This window comes from Pseudomonas sp. URMO17WK12:I6 (assembly GCF_003253625.1).
Lineage (GTDB): Bacteria > Pseudomonadota > Gammaproteobacteria > Pseudomonadales > Pseudomonadaceae > Aquipseudomonas.
This window is the reverse complement of sequence record NZ_QKYZ01000026.1, coordinates 49,638-65,147: the sequence shown is the minus strand read 5'-3', so window position 1 is coordinate 65,147 and position 15,510 is coordinate 49,638. Positions and strand designations below refer to the sequence as shown.

The 15,510-nt window shown below is 60.6% G+C and carries 15 protein-coding genes and 1 pseudogene; 5 read left to right on the top strand and 11 right to left on the bottom strand.

Translation table 11 applies throughout. From position 1 onward, the window contains the following. Both F475_RS29185 and F475_RS29180 read right to left on the bottom strand, forming a co-directional pair. Positions 1 to 302: pseudogene (locus F475_RS29185) on the bottom strand (electron transfer flavoprotein subunit alpha/FixB family protein); the annotation flags it as partial. Between the two features lie 2 nt (positions 303 to 304). Further along, entirely contained in the window at positions 305 to 1,054 is a 750-nt protein-coding gene (locus tag F475_RS29180) for an electron transfer flavoprotein subunit beta/FixA family protein (RefSeq protein ID WP_007903904.1), read from the bottom strand. 546 nt (positions 1,055 to 1,600) lie between these two features. On the opposite strand from F475_RS29180, the gene F475_RS29175 reads away from it, so the two are divergent. Then, positions 1,601 to 3,265, top strand: coding sequence for an electron transfer flavoprotein-ubiquinone oxidoreductase (locus F475_RS29175; RefSeq protein ID WP_064616622.1), 1,665 nt, complete (start codon positions 1,601 to 1,603; stop codon positions 3,263 to 3,265). Between the two features lie 83 nt (positions 3,266 to 3,348). Here F475_RS29175 and F475_RS29170 read toward each other — a convergent pair whose 3' ends face one another. Further along, a complete protein-coding gene (locus F475_RS29170; RefSeq protein WP_111455363.1) occupies positions 3,349 to 4,239 on the bottom strand; it encodes an AraC family transcriptional regulator in 891 nt (296 codons plus the stop codon). A gap of 190 nt (positions 4,240 to 4,429) precedes the next feature. On the opposite strand from F475_RS29170, the gene F475_RS29165 reads away from it, so the two are divergent. Beyond that, a complete protein-coding gene (locus tag F475_RS29165; protein ID WP_018926185.1) occupies positions 4,430 to 5,482 on the top strand; it encodes an NAD(P)-dependent alcohol dehydrogenase in 1,053 nt (350 codons plus the stop codon). Here the strand turns inward: F475_RS29165 and F475_RS29160 are convergent. From F475_RS29160 to F475_RS29135, 6 genes are all read right to left on the bottom strand, one after another. Further along, a complete protein-coding gene (locus tag F475_RS29160; RefSeq protein WP_018926186.1) occupies positions 5,479 to 6,282 on the bottom strand; it encodes an IclR family transcriptional regulator in 804 nt (267 codons plus the stop codon). The two genes, F475_RS29165 and F475_RS29160, sit on opposite strands and share 4 nt — an antisense overlap. 60 nt (positions 6,283 to 6,342) lie before the next feature. Continuing rightward, positions 6,343 to 7,653: an MFS transporter gene (locus tag F475_RS29155; protein WP_019582752.1), complete on the bottom strand. Its 1,311-nt coding sequence runs from the start codon at positions 7,651 to 7,653 to the stop codon at positions 6,343 to 6,345. A 139-nt stretch (positions 7,654 to 7,792) separates the two neighbouring features. After that, entirely contained in the window at positions 7,793 to 8,941 is a 1,149-nt protein-coding gene (gene dgoD, locus F475_RS29150; RefSeq protein WP_007903915.1) for a galactonate dehydratase, read from the bottom strand. A 47-nt stretch (positions 8,942 to 8,988) separates the two neighbouring features. Continuing rightward, complete coding sequence (locus F475_RS29145; protein ID WP_111455362.1) at positions 8,989 to 9,609, bottom strand: 2-dehydro-3-deoxy-6-phosphogalactonate aldolase; 621 nt, start codon at positions 9,607 to 9,609, stop codon at positions 8,989 to 8,991. Positions 9,610 to 9,628: 19 nt separating this feature from the next. Beyond that, positions 9,629 to 10,621, bottom strand: coding sequence for a 2-dehydro-3-deoxygalactonokinase (locus tag F475_RS29140; RefSeq protein WP_111455361.1), 993 nt, complete (start codon positions 10,619 to 10,621; stop codon positions 9,629 to 9,631). 217 nt (positions 10,622 to 10,838) lie between these two features. Further along, entirely contained in the window at positions 10,839 to 11,321 is a 483-nt protein-coding gene (locus tag F475_RS29135; protein ID WP_111455360.1) for a GNAT family N-acetyltransferase, read from the bottom strand. A 245-nt stretch (positions 11,322 to 11,566) separates the two neighbouring features. Between F475_RS29135 and F475_RS29130 the strand changes: the two genes are divergently transcribed. The 3 genes from F475_RS29130 (at position 11,567) to F475_RS29120 (ending at position 13,036) form a co-directional block, all read left to right on the top strand. Continuing rightward, entirely contained in the window at positions 11,567 to 12,220 is a 654-nt protein-coding gene (locus F475_RS29130; protein WP_111455359.1) for an HD domain-containing protein, read from the top strand. 127 nt (positions 12,221 to 12,347) lie between these two features. Further along, complete coding sequence (locus tag F475_RS29125) at positions 12,348 to 12,602, top strand: hypothetical protein (protein WP_018926197.1); 255 nt, start codon at positions 12,348 to 12,350, stop codon at positions 12,600 to 12,602. Between the two features lie 53 nt (positions 12,603 to 12,655). After that, entirely contained in the window at positions 12,656 to 13,036 is a 381-nt protein-coding gene (locus F475_RS29120; protein ID WP_086944608.1) for a Rho termination factor N-terminal domain-containing protein, read from the top strand. Between the two features lie 42 nt (positions 13,037 to 13,078). Here the strand turns inward: F475_RS29120 and F475_RS29115 are convergent, their stop codons facing one another. Continuing rightward, a complete protein-coding gene (locus F475_RS29115; protein WP_111455358.1) occupies positions 13,079 to 14,008 on the bottom strand; it encodes a PfkB family carbohydrate kinase in 930 nt (309 codons plus the stop codon). Beyond that, positions 14,001 to 15,467 (bottom strand): cytosine permease, encoded by a 1,467-nt coding sequence (locus F475_RS29110; protein WP_064616603.1) that lies wholly within the window; start codon positions 15,465 to 15,467, stop codon positions 14,001 to 14,003. The genes F475_RS29115 and F475_RS29110 overlap by 8 nt, the downstream gene beginning before the upstream one ends. Positions 15,468 to 15,510 lie beyond the last annotated feature (43 nt).

Here is a 15,510-nt window from a genome sequence, read left to right as displayed (position 1 = left end):
CGCGGCAGGATGTTTTTGCCGTTGGAAGTGGCGGCAGCCAGGATGTGGCTGTAGCCCTTGCCCAACTCGGCTACCAGTGGAGCAACGTTTTCCGGCAGCTGATGCGCGTAAGCAGCATTGTCAGCGTTCAGGACTTTGCTCACGCCAGCGATTTTCGCAGCGGCTTCAACCACGGCGCCAGCGCCCTGGCCTGCAACCAGAACGTGGATGTCGCCACCGATCTTGGCGGCAGCAGCAACGGTGTTCAGCATGGCCGGGGCCAGCACTTTGTTGTCGTGTTCGGCGATTACCAAGATAGTCATGATTAGATTACCTTCGCTTCGTTTTTCAGTTTCTCGACCAGTTCAGCCACCGACTTGACCTTGATACCCGCGCTGCGTGCAGCTGGCGCTTCGACTTTCAGGGTCTTGTTGGTGGAGGCGGTGGAAACGCCCAAAGCGTCTGGAGTCAGCACTTCGAGAGGCTTCTTCTTGGCTTTCATGATGTTTGGCAGGGACGCGTAGCGCGGCTCGTTCAAACGCAGGTCGGTGGTGACGATGGCCGGCAGTTTCAGGGAAACCGTCTGCGCGCCGCCGTCGATTTCGCGGGTCACGGCAACTGTATCGCCGGACACTTCGACTTTCGACGCGAACGTGCCCTGACCGTAGCCGCTCAATGCCGCGAGCATCTGGCCAGTCTGGTTGTTGTCGCTGTCGATGGCTTGTTTACCGAGAATCACCAGTTGAGGCTGTTCCTTGTCGACCACCGCCTTGAGCAGCTTGGCCACGGCCAGGGAAGTCAGATCTTCAGCGGATTCGACGAGGATGGCGCGGTCGGCACCCAGAGCCAGCGCGGTGCGCAGTTGCTCTTGAGCGGTGGATGGGCCGATGGAGACGACGACGATTTCAGTCGCCACGCCTTTCTCTTTCAGACGTACGGCTTCTTCCACTGCGATTTCGCAGAACGGGTTCATCGACATCTTGACGTTGGCGAGGTCGACGCCGGAATTGTCCGCCTTGACGCGAACCTTGACGTTGTAATCCACAACGCGTTTGACAGCTACAAGAACCTTCATGGATTCCTCGTTACTCTCCGGTGAAAAGAAAGTCGCCTAGGCGAACCTGGCGGTTGATGCTCATCGGCGCAAGGGCACCTCTAAAAACGCTGGCAGGTGTATTGGGTGAACCTTGCTCACAAGGCTGATGACCGTTCGTCAGTGGTGACCGACAAGTCATTCATTACCGTGGCGTGTAAACTGCGCGCGATACCTGCGCGGCGCTTCACCTTGTACTGCCATCGCCCTGTCTTTAGAGGTGCTCTTGAAACCTACATTCAGCCTACGGCGAGCGCAAAACCGCCCGTATCTTGACCGGAACACCTATTCCGGTCAATACGGCAAAATGGCCAGTCATAAGCCGCGTGACTTTGATTTATCTGGCTTTGAGCCGATTCAAACAAACGTTTGTATTGGACGCTAAGAGTGGTGTAGATATAATGCGCCACCCAAAGAGAAAGGTGGTTCATCGATTGTCCTCTGTACCGCACTATGGGGAATTCATGAATGCGACACCCAACCTCCAATTAGAAAAAAAACTGTTGAGCCTTGAGTAGGAGATAGCCTGTGGAACGCGAATACATGGAATTCGACGTGGTCATCGTCGGTGCCGGCCCCGCTGGCCTGTCCGCCGCCTGCCGTTTGAAGCAGAAGGCCGCCGAAGCCGGTAAGGAAATCAGCGTCTGCGTGGTCGAAAAAGGCTCCGAAGTCGGCGCTCATATCCTGTCCGGTGCCGTGTTCGAACCACGGGCCCTGAACGAACTGTTCCCCGACTGGAAAGAACTCGGTGCGCCGCTGAACACGCCAGTCACCCGCGATGACATCTTCGTTCTGAAAAACGCTGACAGCGCGCAGAAGATTCCAGACTTCTTTGTGCCCAAGACCATGCACAACGAAGGTAACTACATTATCTCCCTGGGCAACCTGTGCCGCTGGCTGGCCCAGCAGGCCGAGAACCTGGGCGTGGAAATCTACCCGGGCTTCGCCGCCCAGGAAGCGCTGTTCGACGAGAACGGCGTAGTCCGCGGGATCATCACCGGCGATCTGGGCGTTGACCGCGAAGGCAATCCGAAAGAAGGCCTGTACACCCCAGGCATGGAACTGCGCGCCAAGTACACGCTGTTCGCCGAAGGTTGCCGCGGCCACATCGGCAAGCAGCTGATCAAGCGTTTCAACCTCGACAGCGAAGCCGACGCCCAGCATTACGGTATCGGCCTGAAAGAAATCTGGGAAATCGACCCGGCCAAGCACCAGCCTGGCCTGGTGGTCCACACCGCCGGCTGGCCGCTGGACATCATGGGCACCGAGAACACCGGGGGCTCGTTCCTCTATCACTTGGAAAACAACCAGGTGGTGGTCGGTCTGATCGTCGATCTTTCCTACAGCAACACCTTCCTGTCGCCGTTCGATGAGTTCCAGCGCCTCAAGCATCACCCGGTGCTCAAGCAATATCTGGAAGGCGGCAAGCGCGTCAGCTACGGCGCTCGCGCCATCTGCAAAGGCGGCCTGAACTCGCTGCCGAAAATGGTCTTCAAGGGCGGCGCTCTGATCGGTTGCGACCTCGGCACCCTGAACTTCGCCAAGATCAAGGGCAGCCACACGGCGATGAAGTCCGGCATGCTCGCCGCTGACGCGGTGGCCGACGCGCTGTTCGCCGATCTGGACGGCACGCAAGAGCTGACTACTTACGTCGACGCCTTCAAGAAGAGCTGGCTCTACGACGAACTGTTCGCCAGCCGAAACTTCGGCCCAGCGATCCACAAGTTCGGCGCCATTGTCGGCGGCGGTTTCAACTGGATCGACCAGAACATCTTCGGCGGCAAACTGCCGTTCACCCTGCACGACACCAAGCCGGATTACGCGTGCCTGAAACTGGCGGCCGACTGCAAGAAGATCGACTACCCGAAACCGGACGGCAAGATCAGCTTCGACAAACTCAGCTCGGTGTTCATCTCCGGTACCAACCACGAAGAAGAGCAGCCGTGCCATCTGAAGCTGGCCGACGCGAGCATCCCGATCAGCAAGAACCTGCCGCTGTACGATGAACCTGCCCAGCGTTACTGCCCGGCCGGCGTGTACGAAGTGGTCACCCAGGAAGACGGCGAGAAGCGCTTCCAGATCAACGCCCAGAACTGCGTTCACTGCAAGACCTGCGACATCAAGGACCCTGCACAGAACATCACCTGGGTGGCGCCGGAAGGCTCCGGCGGCCCGACTTACCCGAACATGTAAGTCGACCGTCTGAACAACAAGGCTCCCTGAACGGGGGCCTTTTTGTTGCCCGCAATTCAAGCGTCACCACAAGAACCTGTGGATCAGGCAGCGCGCTCATCCCCCGGATTACGCTCGAAGTAGCGCTTGTACTCACGGCTGAACTGCGACGTACTCTGATACCCCACCCGATGCGCCACCTGGGCCACGCCCAATCCTTCGCCCTGCAGCAAGCGCTGGGCCTTGAGCAAGCGCAAACGCTTCAGATACTGCACTGGCGACAACAAGGTGCAGCGTTTGAAATGCTCGTGAAACGTCGATGCGCTCATGTTGGCGCAGCTGGCCAGGGCTTCGACGTTCAGCGGCTCGGTGTAATGGGCATGCAGATGGCTCAGGGAGGCCGCGATCCGGGCGAACTGCCCCTGTTGCTCCACCAGCGCCCGCAATACATCGGCTTGCGGCCCACGCAAGGCGACGAACAACAACTCACGCAATCGCGCCTGTCCCATAACCTGGCTCTCCAGCGGGTCGTGCAGACAGCGCAACAGCCGTTCAACACAACCCCGCATCGCATCATCGAGCACCGCCGAAGTCATGGACTCTGGCGTCTGCGCCGCGATATAGCGCCCCGACGCCAGCCCCATGGCCAGCACCAACTCACCGAGCAACACCCGGTCAATGGCGATGGAAATGCCCAGCATCGGGCCATCGGGCGCGGAAAACGTCTCGCACTCGAACGGCACCGGCAGCGCCTGAATCAAATAATGCCCGGCACCGTATTCCAGAGTACGCGACCCCAGATACGCCAACTTGCTGCCCTGGGCGATGATGACCAGGCTTGGCTCGTAGATTTGCGGGCCACGGGCCAAATCACAACTGGCCCGCAAAATCTGCACGCCCGGCAACGTGGTAGGCGTGAAACCATCGCGGTTGGTCAGCGGCTGGATCAGCGAAACCAGCGTGGCATTGGCATCGAGATGACGGGTCAACAACATGGAGAGCTCTTCACAAAAAAGTCGCGAAAAAAGGGATGAAAACATCATCGCAGGTCTGAACGCCAATGCGGCCAATCAACGGCGCATACCGGAGGATTAGGCATGACACCCGGAGGAATCGCCATGGCCGGTCACCCGTGCGGTGCCCAGAATGGCTCGCCTCACCTGTCACTGCTTTGCGAGGTTCACCATGTACACCGCCATCGGATACGCCGCTCAGTCGCCCACCACTCCCCTCGCCCCGATGAAATTCGAACGCCGCAGTCCACGGCCCGACGACGTCGCAATCGAGATTCTCTACTGCGGCGTCTGCCATTCCGACATCCACCAGGCGCGCAACGAGTGGGGCATTGCGGTTTACCCGCTGATGCCCGGCCATGAGATCGTCGGCAAAGTGACCGCCGTCGGCGCGAACGTTACTAAACACAAAGTCGGCGATCTGGTCGGCGTCGGTTGCATGGTCGACTCGTGCCGCCATTGCGAAGCCTGCCAGGCCGATCTGGAGCAATACTGCCTCGAAGGCCCGACCATGACGTACGCCACCCCGGACCGGGTCGATGGCAGCAACACGATGGGCGGTTACTCGGACAGCATCGTGGTCAGCGAGCACTTTGTCGTGCGCATCCCGGAGAAGCTCGACCTGGCCAGCGCCGCGCCGATTCTATGTGCCGGCATCACCACCTACTCGCCGCTCAAGCACTACGGCGTGAAGGCCGGTGACAAGGTCGGGATTCTTGGCATGGGCGGTCTCGGTCACATGGGGATCAAGTTCGCCAAGGCGATGGGCGCTGAGGTGACCTTGTTCACCCGCTCGGCGAGCAAGGCTGAAGAAGGTCGTCGCCAAGGCGCGGACCACGTGATCGTGTCCACCGATGCCGAACAGATGAAGGCCGCCGCCGGACAATTCGACTTCCTGCTGGACACCATTCCGGTGCAGCACGACCTCAACCCCTACCTCGATACCCTGCGTTTCGACGGCGTGCACATTCTGGTGGGCTTGATCGAGCCGATCGATCCGCCGGTGCATGCTGCCAAACTGGTATTGGGTCGTCGCATGCTGGCCGGCTCACTGATCGGCGGCATCGCCGAAACCCAGGAAGTACTGGACTTCTGCGCCGAGCACGGCATCTCCTGCGACATCGAAATGCTCGACATCCACCAGATCAACGAGGCTTACACCCGCATGATCGCCGGTGACGTGAAATACCGCTTCGTGATCGACATGGCGACGCTGAAACTCTAAACCTTCAGGCCCAATTCCGCCGACAGCCGGGCTGTGACCCCTTTGATCAGGGGAATCAGCTCGGCCATTTTTTCCAGCGGCATGTACGGCACGGTGCTGGCGATGCTGATGCCGGCGACAATGCGCTTGCTGGCATCGCGAATCGGTGCCGCCACGCAGCGGATCGACGGTTCGTTGTCTTCCAGGTCGAAGGCGTAACCGCCGGCCACGTACTCGATCATGCGCTGCTGAAACTGCTCCCAGGATTGCTCTGGGTGCTGCGGCCAGAACTGATTTTTTCCGCCCACCGGCAAGCTGATTTCATACAGCCGTTGCCATTCTTCCTGCGAGTCATCAAGCATCAGCGCCTTACCAATCCCGGTACGCGCCAACGGCATGCGATGGCCGACCCGCGAACGCATTTCCGGGCCATTGCGCCCCGGATTCTTGAGCAGGTACAGCACCTCGTCGCCTTCACGAATCGCCAGGTGGATGGTGTCGCCGGTCAATGCCGACAACTCATCCAGATACGGCCCGGCCAGCGTCACCAACGGCAGCTCTTCGCGCGCCTGAAAACCCAGTTCGATCAGTTTCGGCCCCAACAGATAGCCGACCTGCGGCACCACCCGCAGATAACGCTCGTCCACCAGGCAACTGGCCAGACGATGGGTGGTGCTGCGCGTCGTGCCGATCAGCCGGGCGATTTCCTTGAGATCGCGGGCGCCACTGGCCACCGCCTGCACCACACCCAGGCCGCGAAGCAGTGTCTGGGTGCCGGTCGGCGCGGCGTCCTTGGCGATTTTGGGGGCGTCTTCCTGCATATCCAGCCTTTACCGTTGAGCGAGGGAACGGGCGGCATTATGGTCGCCGGACGGCTGCGACTACAACTTGATACGCTCGACCTTGCCCACCAGCAACACGTAGGACAGCGCACCCAGCAACGCCAGAACAGAGATATAGGTGATCGCCGGGGCAAACGAATCACCGGAGGCAAGGAAACCGATGACGATTGGCGTGGTAATCGCCGCCAGGTTGCCGATGAAATTGAACACCCCACCGGTCAGTCCGAGCAAGCGTGCCGGGGCCAGGGTCGACACCAGCGACCAGGTGATCGAGGCCAGACCGTTGCCGAAGAAAGCCAGCGCGAGGAAGGCAATCACCAGAGGCGTCGATTCGACGAAGTTGGCGCCGATGATCGAGGTGGAAATCAGCAGTCCGCCAATGATCGGTAGCTTGCGGGCGAAGCCTACGGTGTAGCCGCGACGGATCAAAAAGTCCGAGAAAAACCCCGAGCACAGCACGCCGACAAACGCTGCGAGAAACGGCAGTGACGCCAGCAAGCCAGACTTGATGAAGTCCATGCCGCGATATTTCACCAGGTAAGTCGGGAACCACGTCAGGAAGAACCATAAAGTCGAATTGAGGCAGAACTGGCCGAGGTAAATGCCCCACAACTTGCGCTTGCTCAGGACAATCCCGAGGTCGATCCAGCTGAATTTCGCCTTGGCCCTGGCGGCTTCGGCCTGAATATCCACCAACCCGCCACCCTCACGGATCAGCTCGATTTCCGCGTCATTGGCGCCCTTGAAATCCCGTGGTTCGCGATACACCGCGTACCAGATCACTGCCCAAAGGATGCCCACCACACCGGTGCTGACAAACACCATGTGCCAGCCATATTGGTGTTGCAGCCAGGCAAGCACCGGCGTCAGGAACGCCAGGCCGACGAACTGCCCGGAGGTGTAGAAACCGATGGCTGTTGCGCGTTCGCGCTCGGGGAACCAGGTTGTCACTACGCGGCTGTTGATCGGGTACGCCGGCGCTTCCAGTGCACCGACCGCCATGCGCAGCACGAACAATGCAATAAAACTGGCGGCGAAACCGAGCATCACCGTGGCCAGCGACCACAGCAGCAATGCAACGCTATAGAGAATGCGCGGCGGCACCCGGTCCACCAGCCAGCCGCCGGGGATCTGCATGGCGGCGTAGGTCCAGCCGAATGCGGAAAAAATCAGCCCGACATGAATCGGATCGATGCCCAGGTCGCTGGTCAGCGCCGGGGCGGCAATGGACAGGTTGCTGCGGTCCAGGTAGTTGATCACCACCGTGATGAACAACAGGACCATGATGAAAAAACGCTTGCGACTGGGCGTCACCAACGACGCCTGCCCGGTGAGGGTTTGCGGTTGCATGGGGGTGCCTCTTCTTATGTTTATTGAGGTCATGGTGGTTGATCGTTCCTACGCTCTGCGTGGGAACGCAGCCATGCGACCCAAGAGCGTCCGGTGAGGCATTCCCACGCAGAACGTGGGAACGATCACCGCGTGAGTATCACCACTCGGCAAAACTGCCATCGGCATGGCGCCAGATCGGATTGCGCCAGCGGTGGCCGACGGCGGCGCGTTCGATCACGTATTCCTCGTTGATCTCGATGCCCAGGCCCGGCCCATTGGGGATCTTCACGAAGCCTTTGTCGTAGTCGAACACCCGTGGATCCTTCACGTAATCGAGCAGGTCATTGCTCTCGTTGTAATGGATGCCCAGGCTCTGTTCCTGAATGAACGCGTTGTAGCAAACCGCGTCCAGTTGCAGGCACGCCGCCAGGGCAATCGGCCCCAATGGGCAATGCAGCGCCAGCGCCACGTCGTAGGCTTCGGCCATGTTGGCGATCTTGCGGGTTTCGGTGATGCCGCCCGCGTGGGACGCATCAGGCTGGATGATGTCGACGTAGCCTTCGCTAAGCACACGCTTGAAATCCCAGCGCGAGAACAACCGCTCGCCAAGGGCAATCGGCGTGCTGGTCAGCGGCGCCAGCTCCTTCAGCGCTTCGTAGTTTTCACTGAGCACTGGTTCTTCAATGAACATCAGTTTGTACGGGTCGAGCTCCTTCATCAGCACCTTGGCCATCGGCTTGTGTACCCGACCATGGAAGTCCACGCCGATGCCGACATTCGGGCCGACCGCATCGCGCACGGCGGCAACGTTGGCCAGCGCCAGGTCGACTTTCTCGAAGGAATCGAGGAATTGCAGCTCTTCGGTGCCGTTCATTTTCACTGCGGTGAAACCACGGCTGACCGCTTCCTTCGCGGCGCGAGCAGTGTCCGCCGGGCGATCACCACCGATCCAGGAATAAACCCGGATCTTGTCCCGCACCTGGCCACCCAGCAAATCGCTGACCGACACACCCAGCGCCTTGCCCTTGATGTCCCACAATGCCTGGTCGATACCGGCCAGCGCGCTCATGTGGATCGCCCCGCCCCGGTAGAAGCCGCCACGGTAGAGCACAGTCCAGATGTCTTCGATGTTGCGTGGATCTTTACCGATCAGGTAGTCGGACAATTCCTCGACCGCAGCAGCGACGGTGTGCGCGCGGCCTTCAACCACGGGCTCGCCCCAACCGGTCACGCCCTCGTCGGTCTCGACCTTGAGGAAGCACCAGCGTGGCGGAACGATGAAGGTGGTGAGTTTGGTGATTTTCATCTCTATTGTCTCTCTTGTAGATGTAGCGCTCACAGCGCCAGAAAGTCTTAACGCAGAGCGTTCCATGCAGCGACATATGCCTTGGCGCGCACCGCTACTTCGTCAGCCGTCAGGCCCGGTTTGAACAACCCGGAGCCGAGACCGAAACCTTTGACGCCGGCCTCGACAAACACCTGCATGTTGTCTGGCGTAATCCCGCCCACCGGCACCAGCACCGTCCCCGCAGGCAACACCGCCAGCCAGGCTTTCACTACGGCTGGGCCCATCTGCTCGGCCGGGAACATCTTCAGCACATCCGCCCCTTCGGCCAGCGCGGCAAAGGCTTCGGTCGGCGTCGCCACGCCCGGCGACAGGAACAGCCCCGCTGCCTTCGCCGCGCGCAACACCTTGGCATCGCTGTGGGGCATGACGATCACCTGGCCGCCCGCCGCTTTCACCTGCTCGACCTGTTCCGGCGTCAACACCGTGCCCGCGCCGATCAGGCAATCGGCGGGTAATGTGCTGCGCAGGATGCGGATACTTTCGTACGGTTCAGGGGAATTAAGCGGCACTTCGATGACGCGAAATCCGGCCGAATACAGGACTTCGCCGACGGCTGCCGCCTCTTGCGGACGCAGGCCACGCAAGATCGCGATCAGACCGTTTTGTGCCAATGCTTGCTTGAGCATGTCAGACCTCCAGTCAGGTTTAACGGGATGGGTTTGCAGTGATAAGTCCGGCGGCGACCGCCAACTGCCACAAGCCGCGTTCGGTGGCCTGCTCGGCCAGGGTCACTCGGGTAAAACCGCAGGCGTCGAGCGCCCGGCTGTAGCGAGTGCAGAGTTGGGCATTGCCAATGAGGATGATCGAGGGCAGGTGCACGCTATTGCGTCGACGCCGCTGAACATTGGCCAGGGCCGACAGTTCATGGCCGATCAACAGGCCGGACAGATAGTCCGGCTGAGCGGTAGCGCTCAGCTCGCCGGTCAGCCCCAGGCTGCGGGCACTGAACAACGTCGACAGCGGCCCGATCTCGCCATCCGCCGACAGCGCCACTTGCACGCCACGGTCAAAAGCATCGCCATCAAAAGCCCCACCGCGCTGCTGAGTGCGCCCCAGAATGCTGTGTTCGCTGAGTACGGCGAAGACTTCGCCGGTCATGAAGGTCTCGAAATGCACGATGCAGCCGTCGGCCACTTGCACCCATTTCGAATGACTGCCCGGCAGGCCTATCAGCAGATCCCTACCCGCCTCGCCCGGCAGATTCTGCAATACGCCGAGGACCTGGGTTTCCTCGCCACGCATAACGTTGGGCAAGTGCGAACGCTGAATCACACCCGGCACGATGTGCACATCGACACCGCGAAGACTGCGAACGGTTTGTAGGGAAGTTCCGAGATTGGCGACGTTCGCCGGCGTGTCGCAGTAGGCCGCTTCGCGCCAGCCCTGAGCACTGCCGACCATGCCACAGGCAATCACCGGAACGTCGGGCTGCGCGTCGAGCCAGTCACCGCAAGCCTCGTCGAAGGCCAGTTCAAAACCGTCGGCGCATGCCTGACCGGCAATGGTTCGCGGCGTCTTGGGCAACTGCATGATCCCGGACGACAGCGCACGCTGTTCCAGCACCTGGCCACCGAAGCCGAGTTTGTAAGCACGTAATGAGGTTGTCCCCCAATCGAGCGCGATCAATTGCGCCAGCATCGCTTCACCTGTTTTGTTTTTTGGCAGTGAGTGAGCTGGACTATAAACCTGGACGAGGGATAATCTCAATATATAAATATCAATCCCATATATTGAGACGCAACAAAAAAAGATCGCAGCCTTCGGCAGTTCCTACAGATTCGATGTACGCCCGCAATATCGCGGTCGAAACACAATCCCGTGCAGGAGCTGCCGAAGGCTGCGATCTTTTAGAGGATCAATTACCGGCGGCAAAATCCCTTAACACCGCCCCATCCATCCGATACCGCACCCACTCTTCCTGCGGTTGTGCGCCGAGGGATTTGTAGAATTCAATCGCCGGTTTGTTCCAGTCCAGCACGCTCCATTCGAAACGGCCGCAGTCATTGGCACAGGCGATTTTTGCCAGGTGGCGCAGCAAGGTTTTACCGGCGCCGCCGCCCCGTTGTTCAGGGGTGATGTAGAGGTCTTCTAGGTACAGGCAATTGCTGCCCAGCCAGGTGGAATAGCTGAAGAAGAACACCGCGAAGCCGATCGGCAGGCCATCGCGCAGGCAGATCAGGCCATGGGCGGTGGCGCCTTCGCTGAACAGGCTGCGCTCGATGTCGGCGACGCTGGCGATGACTTCGTGGCGGGCACGTTCGAAGTCGGCCAGTTCAGTGATGAACGCGAGGATTTGCGGAGCATCGCTGGGGGTTGCCGGGCGGATTTCGATCGTCATGGACGTGCCTTGTCAAAAGTTGAAAACGCCATACTAAGTCCGCGCGCGGCGCTCGTCACATTTGAAATGATGGAGGGGGCCTTTGTGGCTAATGTCGATTCGCTAAGTGATCTCAGCCGTAACACACTCTCCGTAGCAGCTGCCTCGCAGGCTCGGCAGCTGCTACGGATTGCATTTACGGTTTAACTTACTGGCATTGGAGCAAGCTCCCTCGCCACAAAAGCGTTTTCATACTTAGGACATTTATGAGCACCGCTGCTTTCGCACCTCTGCAGAATCTGGCTTCTGAACTGCTGCCCCATGCGCTGGAACCTGGCGAGGATGGCGCCCACGATCTGTCGCACTTGCAACGGGTATGGCACAACGTGCGCACGCTTCATGCTGAAGAAAGCGGTGATCTTGAGGTGCTGCTGGCCGCCGTGCTGTTGCACGATTGCGTGGCAGTGGAGAAGAACTCGCCGCTGCGTTCCCAGGCGTCACGGCTGGCGGCGCAGAAAGCGTCGACAGTGCTGACAGCCATGGATTGGCCTGACGCAAAAATCACCGCGGTCGTCCATGCCATTGAGGCCCATAGCTTCAGCGCCAACATCACACCCACGACCCTCGAAGCCCGAATCATCCAGGACGCCGACCGCCTCGACTCGCTTGGCATGCTCGGCGTGGCGCGTACCTTCTACATTGCCGGGCGCATGGGCAGCGCGCTGTACGACCCTGTGGACCCGGAGGCAGACGAGCGGGACTACGACGACAAACGCTTTTGCCTCGATCATTTCCAGACCAAATTGCTGCACCTGGCGGACGGCTTCCAAACGACCACCGGCCAGCGTCTGGCACAGGTTCGCCATCAACGCTTGAAGGGATTCATGGAGCTGTTCAAGGAAGAAATCGGCGTCGGCTGAGGAGCCAGAGCCACACCGCTCGTCGTTCATCAGGCACCAATCCCGGTCGGGGACGGACCAATATCGAGTAAGGGCTCGCCAATGCGAGCGAGGAGCAACACTCGTCCATCCCAACCAAGAGGTCACCATGAACGTCGATAAAAACCTGGAAAAAGAAGTCCTGACCCGCCTGCTGCATGCCCATCCAAGTGGCTTGGGCAAGGAGGTTCTGGACAATTACCGGGGGGAGAAAGTCGTGGCCAGCACCCTTGCGACGCTGCAAGAGCGTGGGCTGATCCAGCACGGTCATGTGATCTGCAACGAAGCCGGCGAGCACTCGCTGAACCTGCCGATCAAACTCAGCGCCGCTGGGGTTGAGGCGGCGCGCAAACTGGATAACTAAACGAGCAGGAGCTGGCGAAGCCTGCGCCAGCTCCTATAGCCAGGAGAAATCCCATGCCTCGTGGAAGCAAAGACAAATACACCGCCGAGCAGAAACGCAAGGCCGAACACATCGAAGAAAGCTACGAACGCAAAGGCGTGTCGAAAGATGAAGCCGAGGCCCGCGCCTGGGCGACGGTAAACAAGCAGTCGGGTGGCGGTGAGCGCGCCGGCGGCTCGGGACGCAAGAAACCGGCCGCTGCCAAGTCTGCCGATCGCAAGGAATCAGCCCGCCGTGCCGTCGCCACCCGTGAGGGCAAACCGCGCAACAGCAAGGCGTCACGCGATACCCAGACGGTGGACAGCCTGATGAAGGAAGCCCGGGCGAAGAAGATTCCGGGGCGTTCGAGCATGCGCAAGCAAGAGTTGATCGAGGCGTTGCGCAAGGCGGGTTGAAAGTCAGGATTGAGGGTGAATTTGAAGGCCGATGGCGGCTGATCAGGCGCTAAAAGTCTCGCGGATCAACGCATCCACTTCCGCCGCCCCCGGCGAAGTCGCCGGCCCCCAACGAGTGACCGCCAACGCCGCTGCCGCATTCGCCCGCCGTGCCGCTTCAGCCGCCGACAAACCCTGCGCCAACCCGGCCACAAACACCCCGGCATGGGCATCCCCCGCACCGTTGCTGTCGACGGCCGAGACCTTGAATCCCGGCACCTGCTGACGGTCGCCATGCTGGCTGATCCAGCAACCCTGCGGCCCATCGCGAACCACCATCAGGGCGTCCGTCGGCAACTGATCCGCCAAAATATTCAACGCCTCGGCAATGTCCGACGCCCCGGTAAACCGCAGCGCCTCGACACGGTTGCTGGTCCACAGATCGATGCGCGGCAGCAAGGCCTTCATCAGCGGTGCGTCCGGCGAATCCACCAACGGTCCCGGATCGAATACCACTTTGATCCCGTCCGGCAACTCCAACACCCAATCCACCAGCACCTGAGCCTTGCCGGCATGCAGCAGGCTGTAGCCGCTGACATAGACAAAGTCGCCCGCCTCGGCCGGCACACTCGCCAGGTCTTCGGCGGTCAATTCGCCTTCGGCACCGATGTTGGAAATGAACGTACGTTCGGCCGAGGCTTCAGTCAGTGCGACACACAACCCGGTGTCGCGCTCAGCACTGTGAGCGATGCCGATCCGAATGCCTTCTGCCGCCATCGCCTCCCGGGCCAGATCACCAAAACGGCCGTTGCCATGGCGCCCGAGGTAAACCACCGGCAAGCCGTTCCGTCGGGCCGCGGCCATCACATTGAAACCGCCGCCAGCCTCGAAACGGGCGGATTGCGCCAGCGCGTCACCACCCGAATGAGGCAATCTATCCACGGCCATGACCAGGTCGATGATGACTTGGCCGGTATGCAGCAGCCTAGACATGAACAGGCTCGAGCAACGCGGCGCGGCGGTCCTTGGCGCCGCCGAGCACCCAGTAAATCCCGCCAGCCACCACGAACGTCACGATCCAGCCCAAGCCGTTGTGGCCCAGCCATGAGTCGGACAGGAAGCCCCGGAACCAGACATCTTGTTCAGTGGTGCCAATGGTGGTGAAGCTGAAACCCAACACAATCGCCACCGCCCACGCACCGAATGCACGCCACTCGACGCCGCCGCGATACCAGTAGGCGCTGCTCGGGCTGACGTCCAGCAGGTCCTTGGGGCTGTAGTAATGACGATGGATCAGGTCGACCACGAAGATCCCGACCCACGCCGTGATGGGCACCGCCAGCAAGGAAATGAAGGTAATGAACGGACCGTAGAAGCTCTCGGCGATCAGCATGAAATAGATCGAGCCGGCGAAGATCGCCACGATATCGACCACCACCGCGTACACGCGTTTGACCTTCAGGCCGAGGGTCAAGGTGGTCAGCCCGGCGGAGTACACCGACAGGTTGTTCGACAGCAGTAGCCCGCCGAACGCGGTGATCAGGTACGGCACCGCCATCCAGGTCGGCAGCATGTCGCGGATCGCGACAATCGGGTCAGTGGCCGAGGCCAGATCGTTGTTACCCACCGACAGCAGACCGCCAAGGGTGATCAGCAGCACCAGCGGAATCCCCGCACCGAACGCCGCCGACGCCACCAGGCGCACCGCTTTGACGCTGCGGTGCTGGTAGCGCGACATGTCCGCGCCGGCGTTGGCCCAGCCGATCCCGGTGCCGGCGGCCATGGTGCCGATGCCGATGATCATCGCGCTCAACGGTGCTGGCGTGGCGTTGAACACGGCGCTCCAGTCGATGGTCGCACAGAGGAAACCGCCGACCAGGATGTTCAGCGCACCGAACACGTAGGTTGCCCATTTCTGGATCACCAGCAATGTGGCGTGGCCGAGGCCGGACACCGACAACGTCAGCAGCACGAAAATCGCGATGAACACCAGGGTCAGCAGCGGCGCGCTTTTGGCTTCCACCGGCGAGCCGAACACTATCGAGCACAACGACAGCAGGACGAACGCGGCGGTGGTGGTATTGACCGTTTCCCAACCCAGGCGCGACATCAGCGAGACCAGCGTCGGGCCGATATTGCCGCGTACGCCGAAGATCGCCCGCGACAATGTCAGGCTCGGTGCGCGGCCACGACGACCGGCAATGGAGATGATCCCCACCACCGCAAAAGAACCGGCGGCACCAAGGATCGCGACGATGATCGCTTGCCAGATCGCCAGGCCGCGAAAGGCCACCAGCGTGGCACCCAACGGCAAGCCGAGAATGGAAATGTTGGCCGCGAACCAGACCCAGAACAGTTGCAGCGGATGACCGTTGCACTCCCCCTCCGGCACCGGTTCGATGCCACGGGTTTCCAGTTGTCCGGCGCTTTGCCCGGCGTTCGATGAACTCATGAAAATGCTCCTTGCAATTGTTATGGTGTGGGCAATCTCGGAG

Excerpts from the sequence above, each read along its gene's own strand:
- F475_RS29180 (WP_007903904.1), bottom strand. The coding sequence starts at position 1,054 with ATGAAGGTTCTTGTAGCTGTCAAACGCGTTGTGGATTACAACGTCAAG.
- F475_RS29170 (WP_111455363.1), bottom strand. The coding sequence starts at position 4,239 with ATGTTGTTGACCCGTCATCTCGATGCCAATGCCACGCTGGTTTCGCTG.
- F475_RS29165 (WP_018926185.1), top strand. The coding sequence starts at position 4,430 with ATGTACACCGCCATCGGATACGCCGCTCAGTCGCCCACCACTCCCCTC.
- F475_RS29160 (WP_018926186.1), bottom strand. The coding sequence starts at position 6,282 with ATGCAGGAAGACGCCCCCAAAATCGCCAAGGACGCCGCGCCGACCGGC.
- F475_RS29155 (WP_019582752.1), bottom strand. The coding sequence starts at position 7,653 with ATGCAACCGCAAACCCTCACCGGGCAGGCGTCGTTGGTGACGCCCAGT.
- dgoD (WP_007903915.1), bottom strand. The coding sequence starts at position 8,941 with ATGAAAATCACCAAACTCACCACCTTCATCGTTCCGCCACGCTGGTGC.
- F475_RS29145 (WP_111455362.1), bottom strand. The coding sequence starts at position 9,609 with ATGCTCAAGCAAGCATTGGCACAAAACGGTCTGATCGCGATCTTGCGT.
- F475_RS29140 (WP_111455361.1), bottom strand. The coding sequence starts at position 10,621 with ATGCTGGCGCAATTGATCGCGCTCGATTGGGGGACAACCTCATTACGT.
- F475_RS29135 (WP_111455360.1), bottom strand. The coding sequence starts at position 11,321 with ATGACGATCGAAATCCGCCCGGCAACCCCCAGCGATGCTCCGCAAATC.
- F475_RS29130 (WP_111455359.1), top strand. The coding sequence starts at position 11,567 with ATGAGCACCGCTGCTTTCGCACCTCTGCAGAATCTGGCTTCTGAACTG.
- F475_RS29125 (WP_018926197.1), top strand. The coding sequence starts at position 12,348 with ATGAACGTCGATAAAAACCTGGAAAAAGAAGTCCTGACCCGCCTGCTG.
- F475_RS29120 (WP_086944608.1), top strand. The coding sequence starts at position 12,656 with ATGCCTCGTGGAAGCAAAGACAAATACACCGCCGAGCAGAAACGCAAG.
- F475_RS29115 (WP_111455358.1), bottom strand. The coding sequence starts at position 14,008 with ATGTCTAGGCTGCTGCATACCGGCCAAGTCATCATCGACCTGGTCATG.
- F475_RS29110 (WP_064616603.1), bottom strand. The coding sequence starts at position 15,467 with ATGAGTTCATCGAACGCCGGGCAAAGCGCCGGACAACTGGAAACCCGT.